The 26,072-nt window shown below is 66.6% G+C and carries 25 protein-coding genes; 8 read left to right on the forward strand and 17 right to left on the reverse strand.

Annotated features, from left to right (window positions below; translation table 11 throughout):
- Positions 1-164 precede the first annotated feature (164 nt).
- The 3 genes from ACQR1X_RS25915 to ACQR1X_RS25925 all read right to left on the reverse strand — a co-directional run bounded on the left by ACQR1X_RS25915 (position 165) and on the right by ACQR1X_RS25925 (position 3,664).
- Positions 165-605 (reverse strand): hypothetical protein, encoded by a 441-nt coding sequence (locus tag ACQR1X_RS25915; RefSeq protein ID WP_434899890.1) that lies wholly within the window; start codon positions 603-605, stop codon positions 165-167.
- A 114-nt stretch (positions 606-719) separates the two neighbouring features.
- Positions 720-1,409 (reverse strand): substrate-binding domain-containing protein, encoded by a 690-nt coding sequence (locus ACQR1X_RS25920; RefSeq protein WP_434899891.1) that lies wholly within the window; start codon positions 1,407-1,409, stop codon positions 720-722.
- Between the two features lie 218 nt (positions 1,410-1,627).
- Positions 1,628-3,664: an NAD(+) synthase gene (locus ACQR1X_RS25925; RefSeq protein WP_434899892.1), complete on the reverse strand. Its 2,037-nt coding sequence runs from the start codon at positions 3,662-3,664 to the stop codon at positions 1,628-1,630.
- A 188-nt stretch (positions 3,665-3,852) separates the two neighbouring features.
- On the opposite strand from ACQR1X_RS25925, the gene ACQR1X_RS25930 reads away from it, so the two are divergent.
- Both ACQR1X_RS25930 and ACQR1X_RS25935 read left to right on the forward strand, forming a co-directional pair.
- Positions 3,853-4,704, forward strand: a complete 852-nt coding sequence (locus ACQR1X_RS25930; protein WP_434899893.1) for an NAD-dependent epimerase/dehydratase family protein — start codon at positions 3,853-3,855, stop codon at positions 4,702-4,704.
- A 126-nt stretch (positions 4,705-4,830) separates the two neighbouring features.
- Positions 4,831-5,310 (forward strand): hypothetical protein, encoded by a 480-nt coding sequence (locus ACQR1X_RS25935; protein ID WP_315804594.1) that lies wholly within the window; start codon positions 4,831-4,833, stop codon positions 5,308-5,310.
- Between the two features lie 72 nt (positions 5,311-5,382).
- On the opposite strand, the gene ACQR1X_RS25940 is transcribed toward ACQR1X_RS25935, so the two are convergent.
- The 4 genes from ACQR1X_RS25940 to ACQR1X_RS25955 form a co-directional block, all read right to left on the reverse strand.
- Complete coding sequence (locus ACQR1X_RS25940; RefSeq protein WP_315804683.1) at positions 5,383-6,009, reverse strand: hypothetical protein; 627 nt, start codon at positions 6,007-6,009, stop codon at positions 5,383-5,385.
- A gap of 181 nt (positions 6,010-6,190) precedes the next feature.
- Positions 6,191-6,457, reverse strand: a complete 267-nt coding sequence (locus tag ACQR1X_RS25945) for a hypothetical protein (RefSeq protein WP_434899894.1) — start codon at positions 6,455-6,457, stop codon at positions 6,191-6,193.
- Positions 6,458-6,529: 72 nt separating this feature from the next.
- Positions 6,530-7,510, reverse strand: a complete 981-nt coding sequence (locus ACQR1X_RS25950) for an NAD(P)H-dependent flavin oxidoreductase (RefSeq protein ID WP_434890839.1) — start codon at positions 7,508-7,510, stop codon at positions 6,530-6,532.
- A 58-nt stretch (positions 7,511-7,568) separates the two neighbouring features.
- The gene (locus ACQR1X_RS25955) at positions 7,569-8,177 is read right to left on the reverse strand and encodes a hypothetical protein (protein WP_315804597.1); all 609 of its coding nucleotides are present in this window, start codon (positions 8,175-8,177) and stop codon (positions 7,569-7,571) included.
- Between the two features lie 154 nt (positions 8,178-8,331).
- Here ACQR1X_RS25955 and ACQR1X_RS25960 point away from each other — a divergent pair, with 154 nt between their 5' ends.
- A complete protein-coding gene (locus ACQR1X_RS25960; RefSeq protein ID WP_434899895.1) occupies positions 8,332-9,894 on the forward strand; it encodes an AMP-binding protein in 1,563 nt (520 codons plus the stop codon).
- A gap of 1,104 nt (positions 9,895-10,998) precedes the next feature.
- Here ACQR1X_RS25960 and ACQR1X_RS25965 read toward each other — a convergent pair.
- A complete protein-coding gene (locus tag ACQR1X_RS25965) occupies positions 10,999-11,421 on the reverse strand; it encodes a DUF1801 domain-containing protein (RefSeq protein WP_434881750.1) in 423 nt (140 codons plus the stop codon).
- Between the two features lie 241 nt (positions 11,422-11,662).
- Between ACQR1X_RS25965 and ACQR1X_RS25970 the strand changes: the two genes are divergently transcribed.
- Positions 11,663-13,354 carry a methyl-accepting chemotaxis protein gene (locus ACQR1X_RS25970; RefSeq protein WP_434899896.1) on the forward strand — a complete coding sequence of 564 codons (1,692 nt, stop codon included), beginning with the start codon at positions 11,663-11,665 and terminating at the stop codon, positions 13,352-13,354.
- A gap of 300 nt (positions 13,355-13,654) precedes the next feature.
- On the opposite strand, the gene ACQR1X_RS25975 is transcribed toward ACQR1X_RS25970, so the two are convergent.
- The 4 genes from ACQR1X_RS25975 to minC are packed head-to-tail and all read right to left on the reverse strand — an operon-like array spanning position 13,655 to position 16,253.
- Positions 13,655-14,428: a thioesterase family protein gene (locus ACQR1X_RS25975; RefSeq protein ID WP_434899897.1), complete on the reverse strand. Its 774-nt coding sequence runs from the start codon at positions 14,426-14,428 to the stop codon at positions 13,655-13,657.
- Between the two features lie 21 nt (positions 14,429-14,449).
- Positions 14,450-14,725 carry a cell division topological specificity factor MinE gene (gene minE, locus ACQR1X_RS25980; RefSeq protein WP_315716282.1) on the reverse strand — a complete coding sequence of 92 codons (276 nt, stop codon included), beginning with the start codon at positions 14,723-14,725 and terminating at the stop codon, positions 14,450-14,452.
- On the reverse strand, positions 14,722-15,537 hold the full coding sequence (gene minD, locus ACQR1X_RS25985) for a septum site-determining protein MinD (protein WP_315804603.1): 816 nt from the start codon (positions 15,535-15,537) through the stop codon (positions 14,722-14,724). The genes minE and minD overlap by 4 nt, the downstream gene beginning before the upstream one ends.
- 20 nt (positions 15,538-15,557) lie before the next feature.
- Complete coding sequence (gene minC, locus ACQR1X_RS25990; RefSeq protein WP_315804604.1) at positions 15,558-16,253, reverse strand: septum site-determining protein MinC; 696 nt, start codon at positions 16,251-16,253, stop codon at positions 15,558-15,560.
- A 519-nt stretch (positions 16,254-16,772) separates the two neighbouring features.
- On the opposite strand from minC, the gene ACQR1X_RS25995 reads away from it, so the two are divergent.
- From ACQR1X_RS25995 to ACQR1X_RS26010, 4 genes are all read left to right on the forward strand, one after another.
- A complete protein-coding gene (locus ACQR1X_RS25995; protein ID WP_315804605.1) occupies positions 16,773-17,411 on the forward strand; it encodes a hypothetical protein in 639 nt (212 codons plus the stop codon).
- Between the two features lie 42 nt (positions 17,412-17,453).
- Positions 17,454-19,064 carry an ABC transporter substrate-binding protein gene (locus ACQR1X_RS26000; RefSeq protein ID WP_434899898.1) on the forward strand — a complete coding sequence of 537 codons (1,611 nt, stop codon included), beginning with the start codon at positions 17,454-17,456 and terminating at the stop codon, positions 19,062-19,064.
- A gap of 131 nt (positions 19,065-19,195) precedes the next feature.
- Positions 19,196-20,728, forward strand: a complete 1,533-nt coding sequence (locus ACQR1X_RS26005; protein ID WP_434899899.1) for an ABC transporter substrate-binding protein — start codon at positions 19,196-19,198, stop codon at positions 20,726-20,728.
- 212 nt (positions 20,729-20,940) lie between these two features.
- Positions 20,941-22,512: an ABC transporter substrate-binding protein gene (locus ACQR1X_RS26010; protein ID WP_315804608.1), complete on the forward strand. Its 1,572-nt coding sequence runs from the start codon at positions 20,941-20,943 to the stop codon at positions 22,510-22,512.
- Positions 22,513-22,594: 82 nt separating this feature from the next.
- Here the strand turns inward: ACQR1X_RS26010 and ACQR1X_RS26015 are convergent, their stop codons facing one another.
- The 5 genes from ACQR1X_RS26015 to ACQR1X_RS26035 all read right to left on the reverse strand — a co-directional run bounded on the left by ACQR1X_RS26015 (position 22,595) and on the right by ACQR1X_RS26035 (position 25,896).
- Positions 22,595-23,563: an NAD(P)H-dependent flavin oxidoreductase gene (locus tag ACQR1X_RS26015; RefSeq protein ID WP_434874322.1), complete on the reverse strand. Its 969-nt coding sequence runs from the start codon at positions 23,561-23,563 to the stop codon at positions 22,595-22,597.
- A gap of 139 nt (positions 23,564-23,702) precedes the next feature.
- Positions 23,703-24,341, reverse strand: a complete 639-nt coding sequence (locus tag ACQR1X_RS26020; RefSeq protein WP_434899900.1) for a hypothetical protein — start codon at positions 24,339-24,341, stop codon at positions 23,703-23,705.
- Entirely contained in the window at positions 24,341-24,922 is a 582-nt protein-coding gene (locus ACQR1X_RS26025; protein WP_316181277.1) for a YqaA family protein, read from the reverse strand. The genes ACQR1X_RS26020 and ACQR1X_RS26025 overlap by 1 nt, the downstream gene beginning before the upstream one ends.
- 69 nt (positions 24,923-24,991) lie before the next feature.
- Positions 24,992-25,390, reverse strand: a complete 399-nt coding sequence (hisE, locus tag ACQR1X_RS26030) for a phosphoribosyl-ATP diphosphatase (protein WP_434874321.1) — start codon at positions 25,388-25,390, stop codon at positions 24,992-24,994.
- 104 nt (positions 25,391-25,494) lie between these two features.
- On the reverse strand, positions 25,495-25,896 hold the full coding sequence (locus ACQR1X_RS26035) for a hypothetical protein (protein WP_434899901.1): 402 nt from the start codon (positions 25,894-25,896) through the stop codon (positions 25,495-25,497).
- Between the last annotated feature and the right edge of the window lie 176 nt (positions 25,897-26,072).

Raw genomic sequence — 26,072 nt, forward strand, 5'->3', positions numbered from 1 at the left:
CCTCCTCTGCCGTTCGATGACAAGACGAACGGCGCGGGGCTCGGACGACATACGCGCGGACCATTTTTCGTCGCCCCTGGACCGTCGAAGGGATCGGCCGACGCGCGCAACCGGCAGCCGCGCCCCAAGCCGGTGCCGATGCGCTGGTCGCTTCCGATCCGTGCCTACTCCGTCTCGATCTCGGGAAAGGGCGAGTAGACGCGCTTTGCGTCGCAGCTGAGCATCGCGATCTCGCGCCGGCCTTTCAGACCTGCGTGATTCAGGCGCTTGTTGGTGAAGGAAATCGATTCAACCACCGTCCGCGGGCTGAGCTCCTGTCCAAAAGCACGCGGCTTGGTCATGTAGCGCACGCAGATGCCGACCACGGTTCCACCATTGAGGATGTCACCGAACTCCTTGGCGGGGTTCGATATCTGGGCCTTGGTGATGGGCATGCCAGCGTAGTCCGGCCAGGTCTTGAAATCGTTGGCGAGGATCTGACGATAGTCGGCCGGCAGATGCGTCGCCATCGCGGCGGCTTCCGCAGCCTTGTCATTTTCCGCGCTCTGCGTGACGCAGCCGGTCAGCAACGGAGGGATGAGAGATACGAGAGGCCAGCGACGCATGAGTCCTTCCATTCGCTTTCAGCACACGTCCTTCCATAGGGCGCGGCGGGGCGAAGTTCCATGCGGAAGTTGCGAGGCACGTGACGTCCAGGACGATCCTTGCCCCTCGCCGCCTCACACCGGCGTCATGCCGTGCTGGCGCTTGGTCTCGGCGGTCTCGTCCGAGACCAGATATTCGATGAACGCGCGTGCGGCGTCGGTGTGTGCGCCGGCGTTGCACAACGCGGCGGCGAACACGGTGCCCGGCTGCAGCGCGTCCGGCAGCAGACCGACGATGTCGATGCCAGGTGCGCCGAGCATCTCGCTGAGCTGCTGGAAGCCGACATCGACCTCGCCATCGGCGAGCAGCTTGGCCACGGGAATGCCGGGCTTGGCCTGGACCAGGCGCGAGGCGCCATCGCCCTCCAGGCCCCAGTCGCGGGCGAGCTTCTGCACATATGTGCCGCTCGGGCCGGTGGAGATGCCGATCGCCTTGGCGTTCTCCATCGCCTTGCGCATGGCGGCTTCGTCGAGCGGATCGGGCTTGGCGCTGCCGGCGCGCACCGCCATCGCCATCGGCGATTCCGCGATCTCGATGATGCTGCCGGGCACGAGGTGGCCGTCGGCCTCGAGCTTCTGCAACGCGTCGGAAGCCAGCACCGCGAAATCGAACGCTTCGCCGGCGCGGATGCGCTTGGCGGCATCGACGCCGCCGACGGATTCGATCGTGATCACCTCGCCGGTCGCCTCCTCATAGGCGGCCGCGAGCTCGGCGAGGATCTGCCTCGTCGCCATCGAGGAAATGCCGGCGGCGGTCACGCTCATGGAGGGGCTCCGTTTGAAGAGGCAATTGCAGCGCCGCAAACTACGCTGCGACGCTTTTTCGGATATGGCAAGCGGGGCAGCGGAGCAAGACGGTGGGAGGCAACAGCGGTTACGGCGAGCGCCGCTGCGCTCCCTCTCCCCGTTCTTACGGGGAGAGGGAGCGCACCGCCCGTGATGCAAAACGGTGCGCCATCAACATGCCACGAGAACTGCGTCCCTCACTTCGGCACGCTCTCCAGGTCCTCCAGCCACGCCGTGGCATTGCCGTCCGACGGCGCGCGCCAGTCGCCGCGGGGCGATAATGCGCCGCCGGCCACCACCTTCGGGCCGTTGGGCATCGCCGAGCGCTTGAACTGGCTGAAGGCGAAGAAGCGCTTGAGGAACACTTCGAGCCACTTCCTGATGTCGCCGAGCGCATAGGCGTTGCGCTTGTCGGGCGGAAAGTGCGGCGGCCAGGCGCCCTCGCCCGCATCCTTCCAGGCGTGATGCGCCATGAAGGCGATCTTCGACGGGCGCATACCGTAGCGCAGCGTATAGAACAGGTTGAAGTCCTGCAGCTCATACGGGCCGATCGTGGCCTGCGTGCTCTGCGGCGTCTCGCCCTCCTTCACCGGCACCAGCTCCGGCGAGATCTCGGCCGACAGCACCGCCTCCAGGGTGCGGTCGACATCAGCCGAGAACTGATGCGAGGCGATGACCCAGCGGATGAGATGCTGGATCAGGGTCTTCGGCACGCCGGCATTGACGTTGTAGTGCGCCATCTGATCGCCGACGCCATAGGTGCACCAGCCGAGCGCGAGCTCGGAGAGATCGCCGGTGCCGAGCACGAGGCCGCCGCGGTCGTTGGCGAGGCGGAACAGATAGTCGGTGCGCAGACCGGCCTGCACGTTCTCGAAGGTGACATCGTAGACCTCTTCGCCGCGGCCGAACGGATGGCCGATGTCCTTCAGCATCTGCGTGGCGGCGGGGCGGATGTCGAGCTCGGCGGCACTGACTTGAAGCGAAGACATCAGCGCATGCGCGTAGGACTTGCTCTGCGCGCCCGTGGCAAAGCCCGGCATCGTGTAGGCCAGGATGTTGGTGCGAGGCAGGCCGAGCAGATCCATCGCCTTCGCCGCGACGATCAGCGCATGCGTGGAATCGAGCCCGCCGGAGACGCCGATCACGATGCGCTTGGTGCCGGTGGCGCGCAGCCGCTGCGTCAGGCCGGCGACCTGGATGTTGTAGGCCTCGTAGCAGTCCTGATCGAGCCGCGCGGCATCGCTCGGCACGAACGGAAAGCGCTCGATGCTGCGCCTGAAGCCGATGTCGCCCTCGGCCGGCTGCAGCTCGAAGCCGATGCGGCGCCAGTGCACGCCGGCGCCTTGCGCGCGCGCATTGTCGTCGAACGTGCCCATCAGCGCGCGCTCCTGGCGCAGCAAATCGAGATCGACGTCGGCGACGATGGTCTGGCCGGTCTGGCGGAAGCGCCCGCTCTCGGCGAGCAGCACGCCGTTCTCGAAGATCGAGGTCTGGCCGTCCCAGGCGAGGTCCGTGGTGGATTCGCCGGCGCCGGCCGCCGCGTAGACATAGGCGGCGAGGCAGCGCGCCGAGGTCGAGCGGCACAAGAGTGAGCGAGACTCGGCGCGGCCGACCGTGATCGGGCTGCCGGAGAGATTGGCGAGCACGGTGGCGCCGGCAAGCGCAAGTTCGGACGCCGGCGTGACAGGGATCCACATGTCCTCGCAGATCTCGACGCCGATCACGAGCCCGGCGACATCGGCGGCGGCGAACAGCAGGTCGGTGCCGAACGGCGCCATGGTCTCGGCGACCTCGATCATCTCGCCGCGGATGCCGGCACCGGAGGCGAAGTGGCGGCCTTCGTAGAACTCGCGATAGGTCGGCAGGTAGCTCTTGGGGATGACGCCGAGCACCTCGCCGCGATGGATCACGACGGCGCAATTGTAGACCCGGTGGGCGAACCGCAGCGGCGCGCCGACGATCAGCACCGGCATCAGGTCGTGCGAGGCTTCGACGAGGGTGAGCAGCCCGCGCTGCACGGCATCGAGCAGCGGGTCCTGCTTGACCAGGTCCTCGATCGCGTAGCCGGACAGACAGAGCTCCGGAAACACCGCGACCGCCGCGCCCTGATCATGGCAGGCGCGCGCCGCCGCCAGGATCGCCGCCGCGTTGGCGGTCGGGTTGGCGACGCTGGAGACCGTGACGCAGGCGGCGACGCGGGCAAAGCCATGGCGGTAGATCGAATGGAAATTCATCGTGGCAGTCCATCTCCTGTCGCCGGAGCATACGACATGGACCATGACGGGAGCCATAACAAGCGCGGCAGGTCAGCACCGCCCCGCCCGCAGGCTGACTCCGCGCGCGTCATTTGAATTGCGCGGGCCACCCGGCGCCGGGTAACTCGGAGGCTCATCTATTCGCGCAGTGCAGGTGAACGGCATCCATGAACCTCTTCGTCATCGGCTTCGGCTACACCGCCCAGCGCTTCGTCGAGCTGCACCGTGGCGCGTTTGCCCGCATCGGCGGCACGGTGCGCAGCGCCGGCAAGCGCGCGGAGCTGGCGCCTGATGACATCGACCTGTTCGACGGCACGGCGCCCGCCGCCGCGACGCTGGCGAAGGCGGCGGACGCCGACGTCGTGCTGATCTCGGTGCCCCCCGGAGCGGGCGACGACCCGGTGCTGGCCGCATTCGGCGACGCGATCACGGCGGGGCGCGCGCGGCGCGTGGTCTATCTCTCGACCGTCGGCGTGTACGGCGACCACCAGGGCGGCTGGATCGACGAGGACACGCCGCTGGCGCCAGAGCACGACCGGGTGCAGGCCCGTGTCCGCGTCGAGGCGGAATGGCGCGCTGTCATCGGCGACCGGCTCGCGGTGCTCCGGCTCGGCGGCATCTACGGGCCCGGCCGCAACGCGCTGGTCGAGCTGCAGGCCGGGCGGGCGCGCCGCATCGTCAAGCCGGGCCAGGTGTTCAACCGCATCCATGTCGATGATGCCGCCAGCGCGATCATGGGTGCGATCCGGCACGGACAAGGCGGCGCCTGGAACATCGTGGACGACGAGCCGGCGCCGCCGCAGGACGTCATCGCCTATGCCGCCAGCCTGATGGGCATCGCGCCGCCGCCCGAGCTGCCGTTCGACAGCGCCGAGCTGTCGCCGATGGCGCGCAGCTTCTATGCCAGCAACCGGCGCATCCGGAATATTCGCGCCAGGCAGGAGCTCGGCGTCGGCTTCGCCTACCCGACCTATCGCGCCGGGCTCGACGCGCTGTGGGCCGCCGGCGACGGGCGCTGAGGCAAGATTTTCGCCGCCGGGCGGGAAACCTTTCATGCCACCGGCGATTGCAACGAACAGAGATTGTCATGCGGGTTTGACGCGACTGCACGTCGCGCAGCCCTCACGGATCAAAGGATGTTCGACATGCAAGGCGATCAACCCATCAGCTGGCTGATGTTCTTCACGCTCGCGGCTGCGATCATCATCGCGGCCGGCGCGTTCCTGGCCTTCCTGCGCTCGCGGCACAACCGGGAGATCGCGGCGGTGGCGCTCGAGGGCGACGGCCGGAGCCGCGGCGTCGCCCCATCTGGCGCGCTGCCCGAGCTCGGCGGCCTGTTCGTGCTCGGGCTCGTGGTCGCCGGCCTGCTGGTCGCCGGCTATCAGAGCGGCGGTGCGACGCGCTTTGCCGGCGGCGACAAGCCGACCCCGGTGCCGTCGGCGCCGAGCAACACCGATCGCGGCACCACGGTCGGCGCCGGCGCCGCGATCACCCCGCCGGAAGCTCCGACCATGACCCAGCCGGCGCGGCCGGGCCCGGACCTGCGCACCGCGCCCGCGTCGTCGCCGACCGGAGCCGGTCCCGAGAGCGGCGGGCATCCAGAGGCCAATCCGCCGGCGCGGTAAAAGACCCCCTCGAACAGCGAAGGCCGCGCAATGCGCGGTCTTTTGACGTGTTCACGGCAGGGATCGCCCGGATCAGATCGCAGCTGCGACCTTGTCGAGGCCGATCGTGCGCGCGAGCCGCCGCACTTCGTCCTTCTGGTCCTCGCGCAACTGCCAGAGCAGCGGCATCGCGGCCGACTTCAGCTGTTGCACCTCATCCGAATCCGGATCGAGCGCCACCGCGCCCGGCTTCGCCGCGCCCTGCCGTCCGGCGTGGATCTTGCGGGCGACGGCGCGCAGCGCCGTCTCGACCGCCGGCCAATAATATTCCTGGCTCGACGAGAGCCGCAGCCGCTCCTTGATGCCGGCGATCTGGCCGTCCGACAGCAGCGAATAGGCCTTCTGCACCTCGGGCTTCAGCGGCGCCGGCGTCGGCTCGCTCCGGGCGAGAATCTTGGACTTCGGCACCACCGGCTCGGCAGCAACGACCGCAGCGGCCGACGCCTTGGCCATTTCGGCCTCGGACGGCGCATAGGCATAGGCTTGGCGGAGAGTCGTCTTCGGGGCGGCACTCGGCTGCTGCACCTCGGGGGCCGCAAGTGTGACCATCGCCAGGCGGTCGCCCTTGGCTTCACGGTTGGAGAGCGGGCTCTTCGCCACCACGGGCGGCATCATCGCACCGGCCGAAGGCACGCTGTCCTGCATCAGGACGCTCGTCACGGCCGCGCCTGCGATCAGCACGCCCAGCAAAGCGACAAAAGCGATCGACTTCGTCACGCAATTCTCCGTATCCCGGCGGAAAGCCGCACTTTGCCGAAAAGTGGGAGTTAATTAAGGCTTTACGATGCCACAGAAACACGCCGGCCACCATTCCGCCCTGTGAACATGACGGATATTTTTTTCACGCCGCCGAAGACAGCTCGGCCGGGATCAGCAGATCGTACGCGGCCTGGATGTCGGCAACGATGTCGGAGGCCTCCCAAAGCGCCGCCGGTTCCACCGAATGCAGGCTGATGGTCCAGTTCCCGCCGCGGGCGGTGCGGGGAACGCTCATGATGTCGAACTGGACGCTGCGGCACAGCGGATGCCGCTGCAGGGCATGCCCGACACGGATCCGGATCTCCTCAAGCGTCGCCCGCTCTTTGTCCTGCCGTAGCCCGATGCCCATCGCACGATTCCGCCAAGTTCAAGCTCCGCGGATTGTGGGACCCGATGGTTAATGGTGCCTTAAGGACACACATCACGTTTTCTCACGAGCGTGGCCACCGGCGCCCATGTACTCATCGGCCGTGCGCGCGACCAGTTCGGCAACGGACGGAATGTCGGTGACCCCAGAGGTCGCGTGCCCCGCACTCCAGATGTCGCGCCAGCGTTTCGGCCGCGCCTCGCGCGCAGCAATGTCGATGTCGCTGCCGATCTCGATCGCGCCGCGCGCCGGCAAGGCTTCGGGGTCGAGCCCGGCGGCGACGATCGACGGCCGCAGCATGCTGGTCGGCAGGCCGGTGAAGGCGGACGTCAGCAGCACGTCGTCGGCCGAGCTCGCGACCAGCATCGCCTTGTAGCGATCATCGGCCAGGCTTTCGCGTGTGGCGATGAACTTCGTGCCCATATAGGCGAGGTCGCAGCCGAGCACCTCCGCCGCGCGTAGCGCGACGCCGTCGCTGATGCCGCCGGCAAGCACGATGGGACCATCGAAGAACGCCCTGACCGCGCGCACGAAGGCGAATGGATTGAGCCAGCCGGTCTGGCCGCCGGCCCCGGCCGTGAGCAGCACCAGGCCATCGGCGCCGGCCTCGACCGCGCGCTCGGCATGACGGATCGAGGCAACGTCAGCGAACACCAGCGCGCCCGCATCATGCAGGGGCGCAACGACCTTCGCCGGCGAGCCGACCGAGGTGATCACGATCTCCGGACGATGCCGCAACAGCACCGCGAGATCGTCCTGCAGCCGCGCGTTGGAATGGTGCACGATCAGGTTCGGGCAGAGCGGCGCAGCCGCCCGCCCACTGGCATCGCTGTGGCGCGCGAGCCGATCGGCCATCTCGCGCAGCCAGGCGTCGAGCTCATCGGGAGTGCGACAATTGACGGTCGGGAACGCGCCGATCACGCCGTTCCCGCAGGCCGCGCTCACCAGCTCGATCCCCGACACCAGAAACATCGGCGCTGCGATCAGCGGCAATCGCAGCCGCGTCCGCAGCCCTCCCCATCGCGTGTCCTGCACTTCAGGTCCCTCCCTGATCCTTCGTTGGGCTCAGGGATAGCGACGCGACCGCGTGCGATCAATCGTCGCCGAAGAAGCTGAAGCGCGGTCCATCCATGCCGACCGGCTGCGCCGCATAGGCGCGCGGCGTCGTGTCATCGCGCACCGCCTGCTCGACGGCGCGCATATCCTGCTCGCGGCGCTGCCGCCGGCGCTCGACATATTGCCGGTGCCGCTCGGCGCGGCGCTGCTCCGCGGCGCGCTTGCGCTCGGCGCCGCGCGACTTGAGATCGGCGTCCTCGGGCTTCGCTGCGGCCTTGTCCTGAACGTCCTCGGCGGTAGCGGTCTGGGTGACGGCGTTCGCCGAAGAGGCCGCCGTCGCCTCTGCTGCGGCGTCTTGCGGCGCCGGCGAGGGATCGGTCGAGACCGGGGTCACGGGCCTCGTCTCGGTTGCGGCAGGCGCCACCTTGACCGGCGTGATCGCAGCCGCCTGCGTTGCCGCAAGATACGAGGTGACCGTCGGACTTGGCGACGGCGCCTCCGGCACGGAACGCTCGAGCTTGGCCTGCTCGAGCGCCGGCGATCTCGGATGCATGCCTTCCGCGATCATGAGCCCGCCGCCGAGACCGGCCGCGACGGCAATGGCAACCGTTCCGGCTCCCGCAAAAAAAGCTGTCGAGGTGCGCATGGCCTTGCTCCGTTGTTGTTCGGCCGGGCAACGCGGCGCGCGCAGCGATGTTCCGAGGACGACAAGCGCACCTTGAGCGCGATCGGCTTTCTGATAGCGTCGGCAACAAGCCACGCGACGCAACAACGATCGCGGCATCTCGGAAGGATCGTCCATGAGCCCACAGCTTCATTCGTTTCCGGTCGTCTGTGAGCAGACCCTGCTCACGCTGTCGCGTCATCCGTCGCGCACCGCCTTCAGCTGGCCTGGTGGATCGCTGACCTATCAGGGCGCGACCGACCTCATCGGCCGCATGCAGGGCGTGTTCATGCGGCTCGGCCTGCCGCCGGGAACACGCGTCGCGTTCCTCAGCGCGAACCGCGCCGATGCCTGGTGCGCCGGCACGGCGGCGCAGCTGTCGCGGCTCGCCATCACCTGGCTGCATCCGCTGGGCTCGCTGGACGATCAGCTGTTCCAGCTCGCCGATTCCGAATCGCAGGTGCTGGTGATCGATGCCGCCGCGTTCCACGACCGCGGCGGCGAGCTGGCCGCGCGCTCGGGCGGCCTGCGTCACGTGTTCACGCTGGGCGCAGCCGGCTATGGCGCCGACCTCCTCGCCGCGATCGAGCAGTCCGGCCACGCCACCGCGCGAAGCTTCGCCACGCCCGAGGACATCGCGACCTTGAACTACACCGGCGGCACCACCGGAAAGTCGAAGGGCGCGCTGCGTCATCACCGGGAATATGGCGGCTTCGCCACCGCGATCCTCGCCGATTTCGAGATTCCGGAGCGCGCCCGCTACCTGACGGTCGCCCCGATCAGCCATGTCGCCGGCACCAAGGTGCTGCCGACCCTGATGCGCGGCGGCACGGTTCACATGCTGAAGGGCTTCGATCCCGAGGCGGTGCTGGCGACGATCGCGCGCGAGCGCATCAACTTCACGCTGTTCGTGCCGACGATGATCTACGTGCTGCTCGATCATCCCGCGTTGGCCAGGACCGATCTCTCCTCGCTCGAGCTGGTGCTGTATGGCGCCTCGGCGATGTCGCCGACGCGGCTCGTCGAAGGCATCGAGCGCATCGGCCCGGTGTTCTCGCAGCTCTACGGCCAGACCGAATGCTATCCGGTGTCGGTGCTGCGCAAGGCCGACCACGATCCGAAGCAGCCGGAGCTGTTCCTGTCCTGCGGCTTCCCGATCGCGGCCTGCGAGGTCAAGATCCTCGATGACAATGATCAGGAGGTTGCGCAGGGCGAGGCCGGCGAGATCTGCGTGCGCGCGCCGCATGTGATGAGTGAATATTGGAAGCGGCCGGACACCACCGCCGAGACCCTGAAGAACGGCTGGCTGCACACCGGCGACATCGCCCGCCGCGACGAGCGCGGCTACATGTACATCCTCGACCGCAAGAAGGACATGATCGTCTCCGGCGGCTTCAACATCTTCCCACGCGAGATCGAGGATGTGCTGACGCAGCACGCCGATGTGGCGATGTGCGCCGTGGTGGGCGTGCCCGACGACAAATGGGGCGAAGCCGTCACCGCCATCGTGGTGCCGCGCGCCGGCGCGCAGATCGACGCCGACGCGCTGATCGAGCTGGTCAAGGCGCGCAAGGGCTCGGCGCACGCGCCGAAGCGCGTCGAGTTCGTGAAGGAGCTGCCGGTGACGGGCGTCGGCAAGATCGACAAGAAGGTGCTGCGCGCGCGGTACTGGGAGGGACGCGGGCGGATGGTGGGGTAGCGGCACGGCAGCGCGGCTTCGATGGTCGTCGTCATTGCGAGCGAAGCGAAGCAATCCCGGGTCATCGCGGGACTCTGGATTGCTTCGTCGCTGCGCTCCTCGCAATGACGGCGAACCATTCATTGAAAGAGACCAGACGAAACGACGGCGCGAATGTCTGGTTAGCCCTGCTCGCAACCGCCGCACTCCGCTGTCGTCCCGGGCAAGCGAAGCGCGACCCGGGATCCATAACCACAGGATGGCGTGGTGAGCGCGGATGTCGCGGCAGTCGTGCCTCATACAACGTCCTGTGGTTATGGGTCCCCGCGTTCGCGGGGACGACACTATTTGCGTGGCCCGAGGCGCCGGAATCCAATAGGTCACCCTCGACCGATATGCGCCGCTCAAATCGACCTGAACGTCTGTTGCACGATCTGCAAACATGACATCGCCATCTCGCGGCGCATCGGCGTCCGAGTCTTGCTGACGTCTCCCCTCCATCAGACGGAGGGGGCAGGGAAGGCCAGGCCTCGACCGAGGCCTGCGGTCCGCGTGCAGCAAAAAAGCACGCGGCAGAACCACAGGTTCGGCCGGATAGACCCGGCCTTCCCTGCGCGATGGGTTGACGGATTATACGCAGTCTCCCCGGCGACCGGGCTTGTTTGCCACCGTCGTCCCGCAAGATGCCCCTCGGCGATCTCACGAAACTTGACCTCAGCGTCGGGAGGCCAGGACCCTGCGACTTCACCGTCCGCGACGAGACGTACGTCGGCATGCTTGGAGCACGCTGCGCCCGTCGCGGCCACCGCCTCCCACCCCAACGCGTCGTGACGTTCGCGAAGCGCCCCTCGTCAGTGAGGCGGGATGAGACGAGGAAAGCAGATATTTCGGATAATGCAAAGTCATTTATTTCTTGTCGAAGATCTGGACAGGCCAAATCAGTTTGAAGGCGTTGCCGAATTTCACATGATTGCGCACGCGGTTTCAGCTGCGCGGCGCCGCCGTGGAGCCGGGTAAATGTGAGAAAGCCTGCTCGTCGGGCAAATCACCTCGCGCGGTCGATGACCCCGCTTCTGCACGATGGCCGACGCACGGGGATTGGCGTCCGCTGCCGCGCCGGGCCGGCTACGGCTTTCGACCGCTCCGCTTCGTCCCGTTGAGCGCCACCGCGGCGCGGATGAGGGCCGTGAACGCCGCCTCGTCGATGACATCGCCTTCATGGATATCGATGGCGCGGCGGTTGTTGCCGTCGAGGCTGGCGTTGAAGAGGCCGGAAGGGTCGGGCAGCGAGGCTCCCTTGAGGAAGGTCAGCTTCACCACGCTCTTGTAGGTTTCGCCGGTGCAGATGATCCCGCCATGCGACCAGACCGGCACGCCGCGCCACTTCCACTCTTCGACGATCTCGGGATCAGCTCGTTTGATGAGATCGCGGATGAAGCTCAGCCTGGTGCCACGCCAGTCACCGAGTTCCGCGATCCTGGCGTCGATCGACTCCGACGCCGATGGGCTCCCCTTGTCGACGTTCGCAGTCCCCGCTGGTTTTGCCATGACGCTTGTTCCCCATCACCCGCTTGTAGTTCCATCTGCGTGTAGTTCGCAGCGTGCCGTATTTATACGGCCGGCCTGCTCTGCTCAAGTTTAGAGCAATATTTATAACTCCGAGGCCAAATCAGCAGCACGCGCGGACCACGATGCCTCAACGTTGAGCGCTCGGCGCGCGATCTGCAGCACGCGCACATCTCAAGCCGGCTGCCCCCAATCCCCGGAACTATCGAAGCTGGAGTCGCAGATGCCGTCGTTTTCCAACCTGTCCATTCGTAACAAGGTCCTGCTGGCCTTCGGCATCGTGCTGATCACCGCGATAGGGCTCGGCGGCTTCTCGATCGATCGTCTTGGCACGGTCAACGGCTCGGCTGCGGAGGTGCGCGACAACTGGCTGCCGGCGACCGGATGGCTCGGAACCATCTCCAAATCGATCGAGCAATATCGTGCCCGGCAGGGTCAGTTCCTGCTGGCGACCACGGCCGAGGAAAAGGCCATCCAGGAGCGGCAGATCGCCGAAAGCCGCGAGCTGTTCGACAAGACGTGGCGTCTCTACGAGCCCACGGTGACGACCTCGGAAGAGAAGGCGCTGGTGGCCGCGTTCAAGAAGCCATGGACCGCCTATCTCGACGACAGCAAGCAGTTGCTCGAACTGTCACGCAAGAACCAGGTCGAGGCCGCAACCGCGCTCTTCATGGGCAAGCTGCGCGACGACTTCGTCCTGGCCCGCAAGGCGCTGGAGCAGGACCTCGCCTGGAACGTCGAGCAGGGCAAGAAGGAAGCCGACAGGGGCGCAGCCGTCTATCTGTCGTCGCGCGCCTGGATCCTGGGTGGGATCGCACTGGCGGCGCTGCTGTGCATCGCGATGGGTTACCTGATCGTGGCCGGCGTATCGCGCCCGATCACCGCGATGACCGACGCGATGCGCCGGCTCGCCGGCGGCGACATGTCGGCGCCGATTCCCGGCACCGACCGCAAGGACGAGATCGGCAACATGGCGGGCGCCGTGCTGGTGTTCAAGAACAATGCCATCGAGACCGAGAAGCTGCGCGCCGAGCAGGCGGAGGCCGAGAAGCTCGCCGTCGAGCGGCGCAAGCGCGACATGCACGAGCTTGCCGACAGTTTCGAGAGCGCGGTCGGCGAGATCATCAACACGGTCTCCTCCGCCTCGACCGAGCTCGAAGCGTCGGCCACGACCCTGACCTCGACCGCCGAGCGCACGCAGCAGCGCACCACCACCGTCGCGGCCGCATCCGAGCAGGCGACCGCCAACGTGCAGTCGGTCGCATCGGCCACGGAGGAGCTGAGTTCGTCGGTCACCGAGATCAGCCGCCAGGTGCAGGAATCGGCGCGGATGGCCAACGAGGCCGTCGACCAGGCGCGCAAGACCAACGACCGCGTCGGCGAGTTGTCGAAGGCCGCAGCACGCATCGGCGACGTCGTCGAGCTGATCAACACCATTGCCGGCCAGACCAACCTGCTCGCGCTCAATGCAACCATCGAGGCGGCGCGCGCCGGCGAAGCCGGCCGCGGCTTCGCCGTGGTCGCCTCCGAGGTCAAGGCGCTGGCCGAGCAGACCGCCAAGGCGACCGGCGAGATCGGCCAGCAGATCTCCGGCATCCAGGCGGCGACCCAGGAATCGGTCGGCGCCATCCGGGAGATCAGCGGCACCATCGAACGGCTGTCCGAGATTTCCTCGACCATCGCCGCGGCGGTCGAGGAGCAGGGCGCCGCGACGCAGGAGATCTCGCGCAACATCCAGCAGGCGGCACAGGGCACCCACGAGGTGTCGTCCAACATCACCGAGGTGCAGCATGGCGCCAGCGAAACCGGCTCGGCCTCGTCCCAGGTGCTGTCGGCGGCGCAGTCGCTGTCGCAGGACAGCGACCGGCTGAAGCTGGAAGTCGGACGGTTCCTCAACACGGTGCGGGCGGCGTAAGAGCGAGATCATTCGTCGTCGGACTCGTTCACTCGCGACGACGGCAGTTCGTTCCGTCTCCCGCTTGCGGGGGAAGGCCAGGGAGAGGGCAGCTCCAGCGGCGGTGTGCGTGGCGCCCCCTCTCCAACTCTCCCCCGCAAGCGGGGGAGAGGGCGCAGCGGAGCGCGAGGTTGATTGGCTCACCGGAAACGGAGCAAGCGGCTGCCGATCACCCGCGCCGTTGGAAACGAAGCAGCGCCGGTGCGGCGATCAAACTCGCCAACTTGCTATCAACGTAATCCGGACGGCTGACCGCCCCGCTCACCGCTTCTCGATCACCAGGCTCTGCACCACCCGTCCGAAGTAACCCTTCGCATCCCCCAGGCGCGCCATCGCCAACCCCGCACCATCAGGGCCGATCCAGCTTTCGGCGTCGAGCAGGATCCAGTCGCCGACCGGCTCGCGGGCCATGTTCACGGTGAGGTCGGCATTGAGGAACGTGTAGCTGTGGAAGTCGAGCGCGGCCGAGGTGCCGTTGCAGAAGTCGCTCGCGACCACGGCGCGCATCGCCTGCGATACGGCATGGCCGTCGACGAGCGGCCAGTCGACGCGGTACCAGATCGCGCCCGGTCCCTTGACGCCGAAGCGGCCGCGCGCGGCGCGGAGCGTCATGCCGCGCACGAAGGGGCTGGTCGAGAAATCAGCCGGCTCCGGCAGCGCCTCGTCGGGGCCGACCAGATCGACCGGCAGCTCGCCGACATCGTCCGGCAGCGGCACCGCATCCTGCCTGATCTTGAGCACGGTCGCCGTGACGACCACCGTGTCGCCGGCGCGCAAGCGCACGGCGCAGAGCTGGATCTTGCGCCCCTCGCGCAGCACCTCGGTCTCGATGAGGAGCTCTGCGAGCGGCACCGGGCGCATCAGGTCGATGGTGACGCGGGCGATGCGCATCGGCGACTTCGTGGGAATGCGCTCGGCCGCCCACACGGCCAGCGCCGATGGCGCAGACCCATGTTGCATGGTCGGATCCCATGGTCCCGCAGCATCGGAGCTGACGGCGACCCGATTATCCGCGATGCGGAAGATCGGCCGCATCAGCGCGCGCCTCGCCACGTCTCAGCCGGCGCTGGCAAAGGCGCGGTCGGCGCCATTGGGCAGTTCGATGTCGACCTCGAGCGTCGAGACATGCTTTCCCCGGTCCATGCGAACGATGACCTTGTCCGGATCAAGTACCACATGGCGCGAAACCACGGCGAGGATTTCCTCGCGCAGCTGCATCAGGAGATCGGGCTGGCCGCGCAGGCTGCGCTCATGCGCGAGCAGGATCTGCAGCCGCTCCCGCGCGACGGGCGCGGAGGCCGCACGCCCCGTAAAGAGCCGCAGCACACTCATGCAGCCCTCCGTCCCAGGAGCAGGTTCATCAGGCCCTTGCGCTCGGTCGGGATCTGCATCTCGACCTCCTCGCCGAGCAGGCGGCGCATTGCATCGTGATAGGCGCGCGCCGGCGCGCTGGCCGGGCTGTTGAGCGTCACCGGGCAGCCGACATTGGAGGCGCGCAGCACGTCCTGGCTCTCCGGCACGATGCCGAGCAGCGGCGTCGCCAGGATCTCCAGCACGTCGTCGATCGACAGCATCTCGCCGCGCGCGGCACGGCCCGCATCGTAGCGGGTGATGAGGATGTGCTTCTCGACGCGCTCGCCGTTCTCGGCGCGCACGGTCTTGGAATCGAGCATGCCGATGATGCGGTCGGAATCGCGCACCGACGACACTTCGGGATTGGTGACGATGAGGGCCTCATCGGCGTAGCGCATCGCGAGCATCGCGCCGCGCTCGATGCCGGCCGGGCTGTCGCAGATCACCCAGTCGAATGTCTTGCGCAGCTCGGTGATGACGCGGCCGACGCCATCCTCGGTCAGCGCGTCCTTGTCCTTGGTCTGCGAGGCCGGCAGCAGCCACAGATTCTCCAGCCGCTTGTCGCGGATCAGGGCCTGCGGCAGCTTGGCGACGCCATGCACCACGTTGATGAGATCGAACACGACGCGGCGCTCCGCGCCCATCACCAGGTCGAGGTTGCGCAGGCCGACGTCGAAATCGACGACGACGACCTTCTCGCCGGCCTGCGCCAGCGCCGCGCCCATCGCCGCCGTCGTGGTGGTCTTGCCGACGCCACCCTTGCCCGACGTTACAACAAGTACTTTCGACATTTTGGGAATCCTCCTGCTACTCAGTTCAATGCAACGATCTTCATGGAATGACCTTCGAGCCGCGCCTGCGCGGCCCGGCCGCGCAACGCGGCATCGATCTGCTCGGCGGTCTGGTAGTAGCCGTCGATCGCGACCAGCTCGGCCTCGATCCTCTGGCAGTAGATGCGCGCCGCCGCGTTGCCGTTGATGCCGGCCATCGCGCGGCCGCGCAGCGCGCCGTAGACGTGGATCGAGCCGCCGGCGACGATCTCGGCGCCCGACGACACCGCGCCGAGCACGGTGACGTCGCCATCGGGAAACACGATCGACTGGCCCGAGCGTACGGGCTGGTCGAGCAGCAGCGAGGTCGGCTGCTGCAGCTGTGGCTTCTCCGGCTCGATCTCCTGCACGGCGCAGTGACGGCCGCCGGACAACAAGGGCGGCATGCCGAGCGACAGCCGCCCCTGCTCGACGCCTTCGAGGCCGAGCACGCGGATGTTGCGCGACTCGATGCTCTTGATGAGATGGGTGATGGCGAGCGGGCTCAGATCCAGCGCCGAGAGATCGAGCACGATCGGCTTGCCGACGAAGAAGCCGGGCGAGCCCGCGAGCGTTGCATCGAGCTCAGCCAGCCAATCGGCAATCGGCACAACCGGCGAAAACACGAAGGCGACGTAGGAGCGCCCGCGCAGACGAATAACAGGACGCACCGTTTCAGCGCTGGCACTCATGACCATCCGACCCAACCCTTCTTAGTGATTGGTTAACTGTCGGCGCCAGATGGTTAACGGATGGTTAAATCGACGCTAAGCCGCTCAAAAATCGACAGCGGCCCGCCCGACATAGTTCGATGATGATCGAATCAAGGCACAATGTTGGCATCAATGAGACGCAATTCATGAGCATCTGCGTCAAGACCTGTCATGCCTCATTTTAATCACATCATGATGATAACTTTAACGTACATATAATTCGGAACCGACGGCTTTAGGAAGTTCCGATCGATTGACACTCGTCAGGGGGCGGGGCATGGGATCGATAGAGGCGCCCAAGGCACGGCAAACCTGCCACGGCGCCTTGCAGGAAGGGACTGCTGGCGTGCGATCGCTGATCGACGCGAAACGTCTGATTCTGCAAATGATTCCGTGTGATCTGAAGTGGCAGAACCGCTCCCGCTCTTCGTTTGAAACTAGCTCTCATACGACCGTGGCAGAAGCGTATCAGTTTACCGGAATCGAGCGTCAGAGGAGTAGCGTATGAGTTCGTTGAGTGAACAGAATCCGATGAACCCGCAGGACCCGCTGCACTATGCACCGCGGTGGCTGCGCGAACGTCCGGAAGCCGCGCGTCTATCTCTCGTCGGTGACAATGCCAAGGCAGCGGAGGCGGCCGAGCGTCCCGCTTCGGGACAGCAAGGACCGCTCGATGCTCGCCTGGAGACCGCCGTGTTCGAATCCCTTCGCCAATCGCTGAATCCCCAGGTCATGCGCGAGCCGCCGGATCTGGAGCGCGAGCGCGACCGCCGCTCGGTCGTGTTCAAGGTGGCCGGCCGCTTCGCCGCCGCAACCGGCGTCGCCGCCGTCGTCGCGCTGTTCTTCGTCAACATCGTGCCGGTGTGGCGCCAGCCCGACGCGAGCTCGTCCTTCGTCGCCGCCGTGCAGTCGATGAAGACGCTGCCGCCGGTCGCCGCCGACGTGCAGGACGCCAAGGCGGATCAGACCAGCGCGCTGCCGGAGCGGGTCGAGGCTCAGGCCGCCCCGGCGCTGTCGCAGTTCAAGTCGCTGCTCGCGGACGCTCCGGAGCCCGCGGCAGATTCCGACAATCCCGAAAAGCCCATGCTGCAGCAGTTCATGCAGTGGAACCAGAAGACGGGTCAGATGGAGCGGGTTCGCTAACCCTCTACGACTGATCCAGCTTCCAACACTTCACAGGCGACGATGATCGACGTCCTACCGCAGAAAGCGGCAGCACGCCGTCCGCTGGCTCACGCCCGTGTGGCAGCCATCCTGCTCGCGTCCCTCGTGGCCGGCGAGGCCGTTGCCGCGCCCGGCGAGAGTGTGAGCGTGGCGCGCCAGCTCGGCAGCCGCGTCGGCCCGATCATTGGCGCAGCACTCGCGTGCCGCGACATCGCCCGGCCGCGCATCCAGGCCATCATCGAGAAATTCCAGCTCGTCATCCGCGAGGCCGCGTCCAGCGAGGCCGACCGTGACGAGCTGACGCGCCTGCTCGACCGCTATGTGGCCGAAGGCCGCAGCCTCGTCACGTCAGGCCGGATGGATTGCGGCGGCGCCGATCGGCAGCTTGCCGATCTCGAACGATCCATCGCAGCGCCGCCTCCGGCGCGCGCGAACCTGCCTGCCGTGAGCATCGGACCTGCGACGGCGCAGGCCGCGACCGTCCCGGCGCAACTGCTGCCGCCGGCCGGCAACGTGCGCGGGGTGACGCAGAGCGAGATCAAGCTCGGCATGGTCATTCCCTACAGCGGACCGGTGAAGGAGAGCGGGCGACTGCTCAAGATCGGCGTCGAGACGGCGTTCAATCGCGCCAACGAGGCCGGCGGCGTCAACGGCCGCATGCTCAAGCTCGTCACCGCCGATGACGGCTACGATCCCGCGCGCACGCTGGATGCGATGAAGCAGCTCTACGAGAAGGAGCAGGTGTTCGGCTATATCTGCAATTTCGGCTCGGCCACCGCCGCGGTCGCCATCCCCTACGCGCTCGAGCGCCGCACGCTGTTCTTCGCGCCCTATACCGGCGCCAACGTCGTGCGCCACGATCCGCCCGACCGCTACGTCTTCAACTACCGGCCGAGCTATGCCGAGGAGACCGACGCGCTGGTCCATTATCTCGTGAAGATGCGAAGGCTGCATCCGCGCCAGATCGTCGTGTTCGCGCAGAACGACGCCTTCGGCGACGCGGGCTTCGCCGGCGTGGCAAAGGCATTCCGGACGCTCGGGGTGAGCGACAATTCGATCGTCCGGGTCAACTATCCGCGCAACACGGTCGAGGTCGACGACGCCATCAATCAGCTGAAGCTGCTGAAGACCCCGGTCAAGGCGGTGGTGATGCTGGCGACGACGCGTGCCGCCGCCAAGTTCATCGAGAAGGCCCAGGGCGTATTTCCAGGCGTCATCTTCGCCAACATCTCGGCGGTTGCCGGCTCGGCGCTCGCCAGCGAGCTGATGCTGCTCGGACCGCGCTACGCCGAGGGCGTGATCGTCAGCCAGACCGTGCCCGGCGTCTCCGGCTATTCGAGCCTGGTGATCGAATACAAGACCGCACTTGCGAAATATGCCCCAGGCGAGCCGGCCGACTACACCTCGCTCGAGGGCTACATCGCGGCGAGCATCCTGATCGAGGGACTGAAGCGCGCCGGTCCGAACTTCGATACCGAGCAACTGGTCGAAACGCTCGAGAACATGCGCAACGTCGATCTCGGCCTCGGCACGCAGCTCGGCTTCGGCCGCGCCGAACACCAGGCTTCGCACAAGATCTGGGGCACGGCGCTTGACAACAGCGGCACCTACCAACCCGTCGAACTTGAATAGGATACCGCTGGAGGCGCGACGGCCTCGACTACCACGACAAAAGAGCGACAGAGAAACCCGACATTAATTCGAAATGCCACGAATAGTAGAACGAAGAGGGTTTGAAACAGGCTGAGCAGGTGGAAGGTTCGATGGCCGTGCGTTGGTCCACGTTGATCATCGGGAGTGTTTTCGCAGCTCCCTTCAGCCCCGCTCTGGCGGCGGCTCCCGACGTCGTCAGGGAGCTCGGCAGCCGGGTTGGGCCGATCGTGGGACAGGCATCCGCCTGCCCGGACATCGCGCAGGGCCGCGTCCAGGGCATGGTCGACAAATTCCGCGAAGCCATCCGCCAGGCGACGAGGAATGACGGCGAGCGCGATCAGCTGACCCGCAGCTTCAATGGCTACATCGCCGAGGGCCGTAGTCGTACGGGCGCCTCGCAGGCGACCTGCGCGGCCGCGGAGCGGCAACTGACGGAGCTCGAACGCTCGCTCGGCGAGCCGGCTGCGGCGACGGCCCCGATCACACCGGTCAAGGCCGACACGACGACCGGCGCCGTCACCGCCGGCCCCGTGCGCGGCATCACCGACCGCGAGATCCGCTTCGGCATGGTCCTGCCGTTCTCCGGCATCCGCAAGGAGACCGGGCGTCAGATGCGCCAGGGCATCGAGGCCGCGTTCGCACGCACCAACGATGCCGGCGGCGTCAACGGGCGCATGCTCCGCCTCGTGGCGGCGGACGACGGCTACGATCCGAACCGCACGCTGGCGGCGATGACGCAGCTCTACGACAAGGAGCAGGTGTTCGGCTTCATCGGCAACGTCGGCACCGCCAACTCGCAGGTGGCGATCCCCTATGCGCTGGAGCGGCGCACGCTGTTCTTCGCGCCGAACACCGGCGCAGCCGTGGTGCGACGCGATCCGCCGGATCGCTACGTCTTCAACTATCGGGCGAGCTACGCAGAGGAGACTGCCGCGCTGGTGCGCTACCTGATCAGGATGAAGCGCGTCTCGCCCAAGCAGATCGCCGTGTTTACCCAGCAGGACCCATTCGGCGACGACGGTTACACCGGTGTCGCGAAGGCCTACCGACAGTTGAACATCGGCGATACCGTGACGCGCATCAACTATCCGCGCGCGACGATGGACGTGGAAGAGGCGGTCAATCAGGTCAAGGCGCACAAGCCGGGACTCAAGGCGATCATCATGGTCGCGACCGATCGCGCCGCCGCGAAGTTCATCGAGAAGACGCGCGACGCGGTGCCGGGCCTGATCTACGCCAACGTGTCCGCCGTCGGCTCGACCTCGCTCGCGACGGAGCTCAAGCTGCTCGGCCCGCGCTTCACCAACGGCGTCATCGTGACGCAGGGCGTGCCGGCGGTTTCGGGCTACTCAAGCCTCGTGCTCGACTACAAGAACGCCCTGGCCAAATACGCGCCCGGCGAGGCACCGGATTACACGTCACTCGAAGGCTATATCGCGGCGACGATTTTGATCCAGGCGCTGAAGCAGACCAATCCGCTCGACACCGAGCGGCTGGTCGACACGCTCGAATCGATGCGCAGCCTCGATCTCGGCCTCGGCACGACGCTCGCATTTGGACGCGCGGAGCACCAGGCCTCGCACAAGATCTGGGGCACCGCACTCGACGAAACCGGCACGTATCAGGCAATCGAACTTGAGTAGAATTAGCTTCGAAGGGGAAGAACTGGTGAAGACGTTTCGTTAGCAGGTCCTAAAGTATGATCGGAAAAAGGCGTGTCGGGTTACCGAAATGGTCATGCTCTTAGGAAAGGCTGGTCTGTGCATGGTGACGGTCTTATGTCTTCTCCGTCGCAGACACGGCGTCAATTCACCAGGCGGAAGACCTGGATGGGGTCCAAAGTGGGATAGTGGCAATGAACTTTCGTTGTAGCGTGTTCTTGGTTGCGGCATTGCTCGCAACGCCCGCCAGCGCGGCGGGCACCAATGCGGATGTGGTGCGTAATCTTGCGAGCCGGGTCGGGCCGATCGTGGGAGCAGCATCCGCCTGTCAGGCGATCGACCAGGGCCGCGTTCAGGCCATTGTCGACAAGTTTCGCGAGGTGATCCGGGAGGCCTCCACCGGCGGCTCGGATCGTGACGAGCTCACCCGCGTCTTCAACGGCTACGTCGCCGATGGACGCAACCGCGTCGGGGCGGCTCAGACCGACTGTAACTCCGCGGGCCGCCAGCTCGCCGAGCTCGAGCGCTCGCTCGGGCAAAGCGCGCCGAGCCAGACCGCCACCAGCCTCGCCGGGGTGATCGCCCCGTCCGCGGCTGTCGCCGCGACGGCACCGACCGCGACGCTGCCGCCGGCGTCCACGACCAACGTCCAGGGCGTCACCGCCAACGAGATCCGCTTCGGCATCGCCGCTCCGTTCTCCGGCGCTGCCAAGGAGCTCGGCCGGCAGATGAAGATGGGCATCGAGGCTGCCTTCAACCGCGCCAACGACGCCGGCGGCATCGCCGGGCGCTCGCTGCGGATCTATTCGGCCGACGACGGCTACGAGCCGTCGCGGACGCTGGACGCGATGAAGCAGCTCTACGAGAAGGACAAGGTGTTCGGCTTCGTCGGCAACGTCGGCACCCCAACTTCTGCCGTGGCGATGCCCTACGCCCTGCAGCGTCGCGTGCTGTTCTACGGCGCGTTCACCGGCGCCAACCTGCTGCGCAACGATCCGCCGGATCGCTATGTATTCAACTATCGCGCCAGCTACGCGGAAGAGACCGACACCGTCGTGCGCTACCTCGTCAAGCTGCGCCGCCTGCCGGCCAAGGACATTGCCGTGTTCGCGCAGCAGGACGCCTATGGTGATGCAGGCTTCTCCGGTGTGGCCAAGGCCTTCCGCACGCTCGGCCTTGCCGACACGTCCATCTTGCGCCTCAACTACAAGCGCAACACGGTCGACGTCGACGACGCGGTCAACCAGCTGAGGGCGTTGAAGAACCCGCCCAAGGCGATCGTCATGGTCGCAACCTATCGCGCCGCCGCGAAGTTCATCGAGAAGACGCGCGATCTGTTCCCGCACATGATCTACACCAACGTCTCCTTCGTGGGTTCGACCGAGCTCTCCGACGAGCTGATGCTGCTCGGCCCGCGCTATGCCAGCGGCGTGATCGTCACCCAGGTGGTGCCGGCCGTCGGCGGCTATTCGAGCGCCGTGCTCGAATACAAGAGCGCACTGGAGAAGTACTTCCCGGGCGAGGCACCGTCCTACGTGTCGTTCGAAGGCTACGTCTCGGCCAACGTGCTGATCCAGGCGCTGCGCCGGGTTGGCCCGCAGCTCGACACCGAGGCGCTGATCGATACGCTGGAGAACATGCGTGACATCGATCTCGGTCTCGGCGCCAAGCTCGGCTTCGGCCGCGCCGAACACCAGGCCTCGCACAAGATCTGGGGCACGGCGCTGGACGAGCGCGGCAAGTTCCAGGCGATCGAACTGGAGTAACTCGTCCAGCTTATTACGGGTTAAAAAAAAGCGCGGCAGCCCAGGCTGCCGCGCTTTTCCTTTTGTCCGTCGCTGAGCCGCCTCACAGCGGCGGGTCGATCGCCTCGTCATATTCCTTCTTGAAGCGCGCGATCAGCTCGGCGGCGGGGACGACGTCCTTGATGGCGCCGATGCCCTGCCCCGATCCCCAGATCTCCTTCCAGGCCTTCGGCTTGGCGCGCTCGCCCGCGGCATCGGTGCCGAAGCTCATCTTCGACGGATCGGAGGTCGGGAGGTTGTCCGGATCGAGGCCGGCGGCGACGATCGACGGCTTCAGGTAGTTGCCGTGCACGCCGGTGAACAGGTTCGAATAGACGATGTCGTCGGCGCCGGACTTGGTGATCATGTCCTTGTAGCTTTCGACGGCGTTCGCCTCCTTGGTGGCGATGAAGGCCGAGCCGATATAGGCGAAATCGGCGCCGAGCACGCGCGCGGCGCGGATGGCGCGGCCGTTGGCGATCGCGCCGGACAGCGCGATCGGGCCGTCGAACCAGCTACGGGTCTCCGCCACGAAGGCGAACGGCGAGATCGTGCCGGCATGGCCGCCGGCGCCGGCCGCGACCAGGATCAGGCCGTCGGCGCCCTTCTCGATCGCCTTGTGGGCGAAGAACTGATTGATGACGTCGTGGAAGACGATGCCGCCCCAGCCATGCGCCGCCTGGTTCAGCTCCTCGCGCGCGCCGAGCGAGGTGATCATCATCGGCACCTTGTACTTCTCGCACAGCGCGAGATCCTGCTCGAGCCGGTTGTTGGAACGATGCACGATCTGGTTGACGGCGAACGGCGCCGACGGGCGTTCCGGATGCGCCCGGTCATAGGCGGCGAGCTCTTCCGTGATGCGCGCCAGCCATTCGTCGAGCAGCGCGGCCGGCCGCGCGTTCAGCGCCGGAAACGAACCGACCACGCCGGCCTTGCACTGCGCGATCACCAGGTCGGGCACGGAGATGATGAACAGCGGCGAGCCGATCACCGGGATCGACAGGCGGCCCTTGAACAAGGCGGGCATGGACATGGATGGGAATTCCTCGTTGTGAAATGCGGTCGCTCGTGATTGCGAGCATGCCCGACATCATGCCGTGATGGCAATTCGCTCGCAGAGGGACCGGAAAAGCCCGATCACGGTCTTGCGTTGAGGCGCTGGCATGCAGGCGTCATTGGCAGAGCGCCGAGGTGACGAAGGTATCTGTGCGGCAGTCGCCCGGCTTGCGCTGCCGGCCCGGGATCAGCACCCTGGCCGAGCAGGTCTCCGCCGAGTCGGTGTTGAGGCTCTTGCCGTCCTTGTAGCCCTTGCCCTGGCACAGCCGGTCGGCGCCGAGCTTGCAATCCGGCGTGCCGTTGGTGGCAATCGGGCAGACCGAGCGCCCGGTGATCATGCTCGAGGGCTTGGCGAGGCGCGACAAGGTCTCGCCGGTCTCCTTCAGCACGTCTTTGGTGTCGGCGCCGCCCTTCGGCGCGACCGGGCCAGTGGGCTGCACCGGTGTCGCGGCGGGCTGATCCGCGGCAGCGCCGGTGGGATCGCTGCCGGCCGCCGGCGGCTCGGCGCGGGCATCGCCCGAAGGTTTCAGCGGAATGATCGACATCTTCTCGAACAGCTTGCCGAGCTCCTCCACCAGACCCGGATTGGAGGGCGGCGCAGGCTGGACGGCAGGCGCCTCCGGCGGTGGCTGTTGCGGCGCTTCTCGCAACCCCAAGGAAGGCGCCGTTTGCGCGCATGCCGCGGCGGCAGAGAGCACGGAGACGACCACGAGCAGCGCTGCCCCCGCCCCCCGCCCCGGGCGCAGCGGCCGCATCAGATCAGCTTCACGGCGATGACGAAGCCGGCCACCAGCACGGCCGCGCCGATCGCCACCCACAGGCCGAGATGCCTCTCGATGCGCACCCTGATCCATTCGCCATAGCGGTTGAGCAATATCGCGGCGATGAAGAAGCGTCCGCCGCGCGCGATGATCGAGCAGACGATGAACAGAAACAGATTATAGCCGGCGAAGCCCGACGTGATCGTGACCAGCTTGTAGGGGATCGGCGTCAATCCCTTCAGCAGGATGATGACGGCGCCCCACTCGGCATAGGACGCCCGGAACGCCTCGACCTTGTCGCCGAGGCCGTAGAGCTGGATCAGCCAATGGCCGAGGGAGTCGTAGAGCAGCGCGCCGATGGCATAACCGACCAAGCCGCCCGCCACCGAGGCCGCGGTGCAGACGCCGGCGAACAGCCAGGCCCGCTGCGGCTTCGCCAGCGACATCGGGATCAGCATCACATCCGGCGGCACCGGAAAGAACGAGCTTTCAGCGAAGGCGACCGCGGCCATGATCCACATGGCATGCGGCTTGTGGGCGGCGTCGATACACCAGTCGTAGATCCGTCTGAGCATGGTGGCGATGAAGCAAACCGGGCAGGATTTGTCCATGGCCCATATGCCGGTCCGAATCGGACCGCCGCACTAGTGCCGCTTGCGGATCGTCCGGTCGGCCGCGACGATCGGTCGCCCCGCCACCCGTCCGGGCGCGGCCTTGGCGACCTTCGCGGCCGATTTCGGCAGCTTCTCGGCGATGCCGAGCATCAGCTCGCGCCGTTCCATCTCGCGCCAGACGTCCTCGGGCTGGACATCGAGCTCGGCCCACAGCACGGCCAGATTGTAGATCAGGTCGGCGCTTTCGCGCACCACGGCCTGGGCGTCGCCGCCGACGGCATCGATCGCGACCTCGATCGCCTCTTCGGCGAGCTTCTTGGCCATCTTGGCCGTGCCCTGCTGCATCAGCTTGGCCGTGCGCGATCGCGCGGGATCGAGATCCCTGGCCGCCAGGACAGCGCGATAAAGCCGATCGATCGAATCAGTCATCTCGCCACACTAGTTAAAATCGATGGCCCCCATATTAACGTTCGCAGCAGGCAAGAAAAAATCCGCCGGCCCAGGGCCGGCGGATCGTCTCATCCGATCTCACATCACCAATGCGGGTGATGATAATAGCCGCCACCGTAATAGGGGCCACCGCCGTAGTACTGATAGCGCGGCCCGTAGCCGTAATAGGCCGGACGGCCATAGTAATAGTTGTCCTCGTAGTAGGAACGGCGGTTCTGCGCCGCCGCGATGGCGAGGCCGGTGCCGACGATGCCGGCAAAGGCAGCCGCAGCCGCCGCGCCGCCATTGCCGCGATAGTGGCGCCGGCGCGCGCTGACATCGGTCAGGCCGCCATCATTGGCCGTCTTGGCGACGACACCCTTGTCGGCCGGCGCGGAGCCGGCAAAGGCGAGTGTCGGCTGCACGGCCGTCAAAGCCACCGCGGCCACCGTCGCCAGGACGGTAGCACGGCCAAAGCGGGAAAAACTTCCGCACTGTGCGATCATGTGTTTTCTCCGTACGATCAAATCTCGCGTACCAACTCGCGAACTGCGCCCACAGTTCCCCTCGCGAAACCCGGAGTCGAAGCCGCAAATCGCCGCAGGCCTTGCTCATGGACCGTTCACATTCGATCCGACATGATGAGGCACCGCCGGCCCCGAGCGGGGCAGCGAGACAGCGA

The sequence above is a fragment of the Bradyrhizobium sp. HKCCYLRH3073 genome (assembly GCF_051167995.1).
In the GTDB taxonomy this organism is placed as follows: Bacteria; Pseudomonadota; Alphaproteobacteria; order Rhizobiales; family Xanthobacteraceae; genus Bradyrhizobium.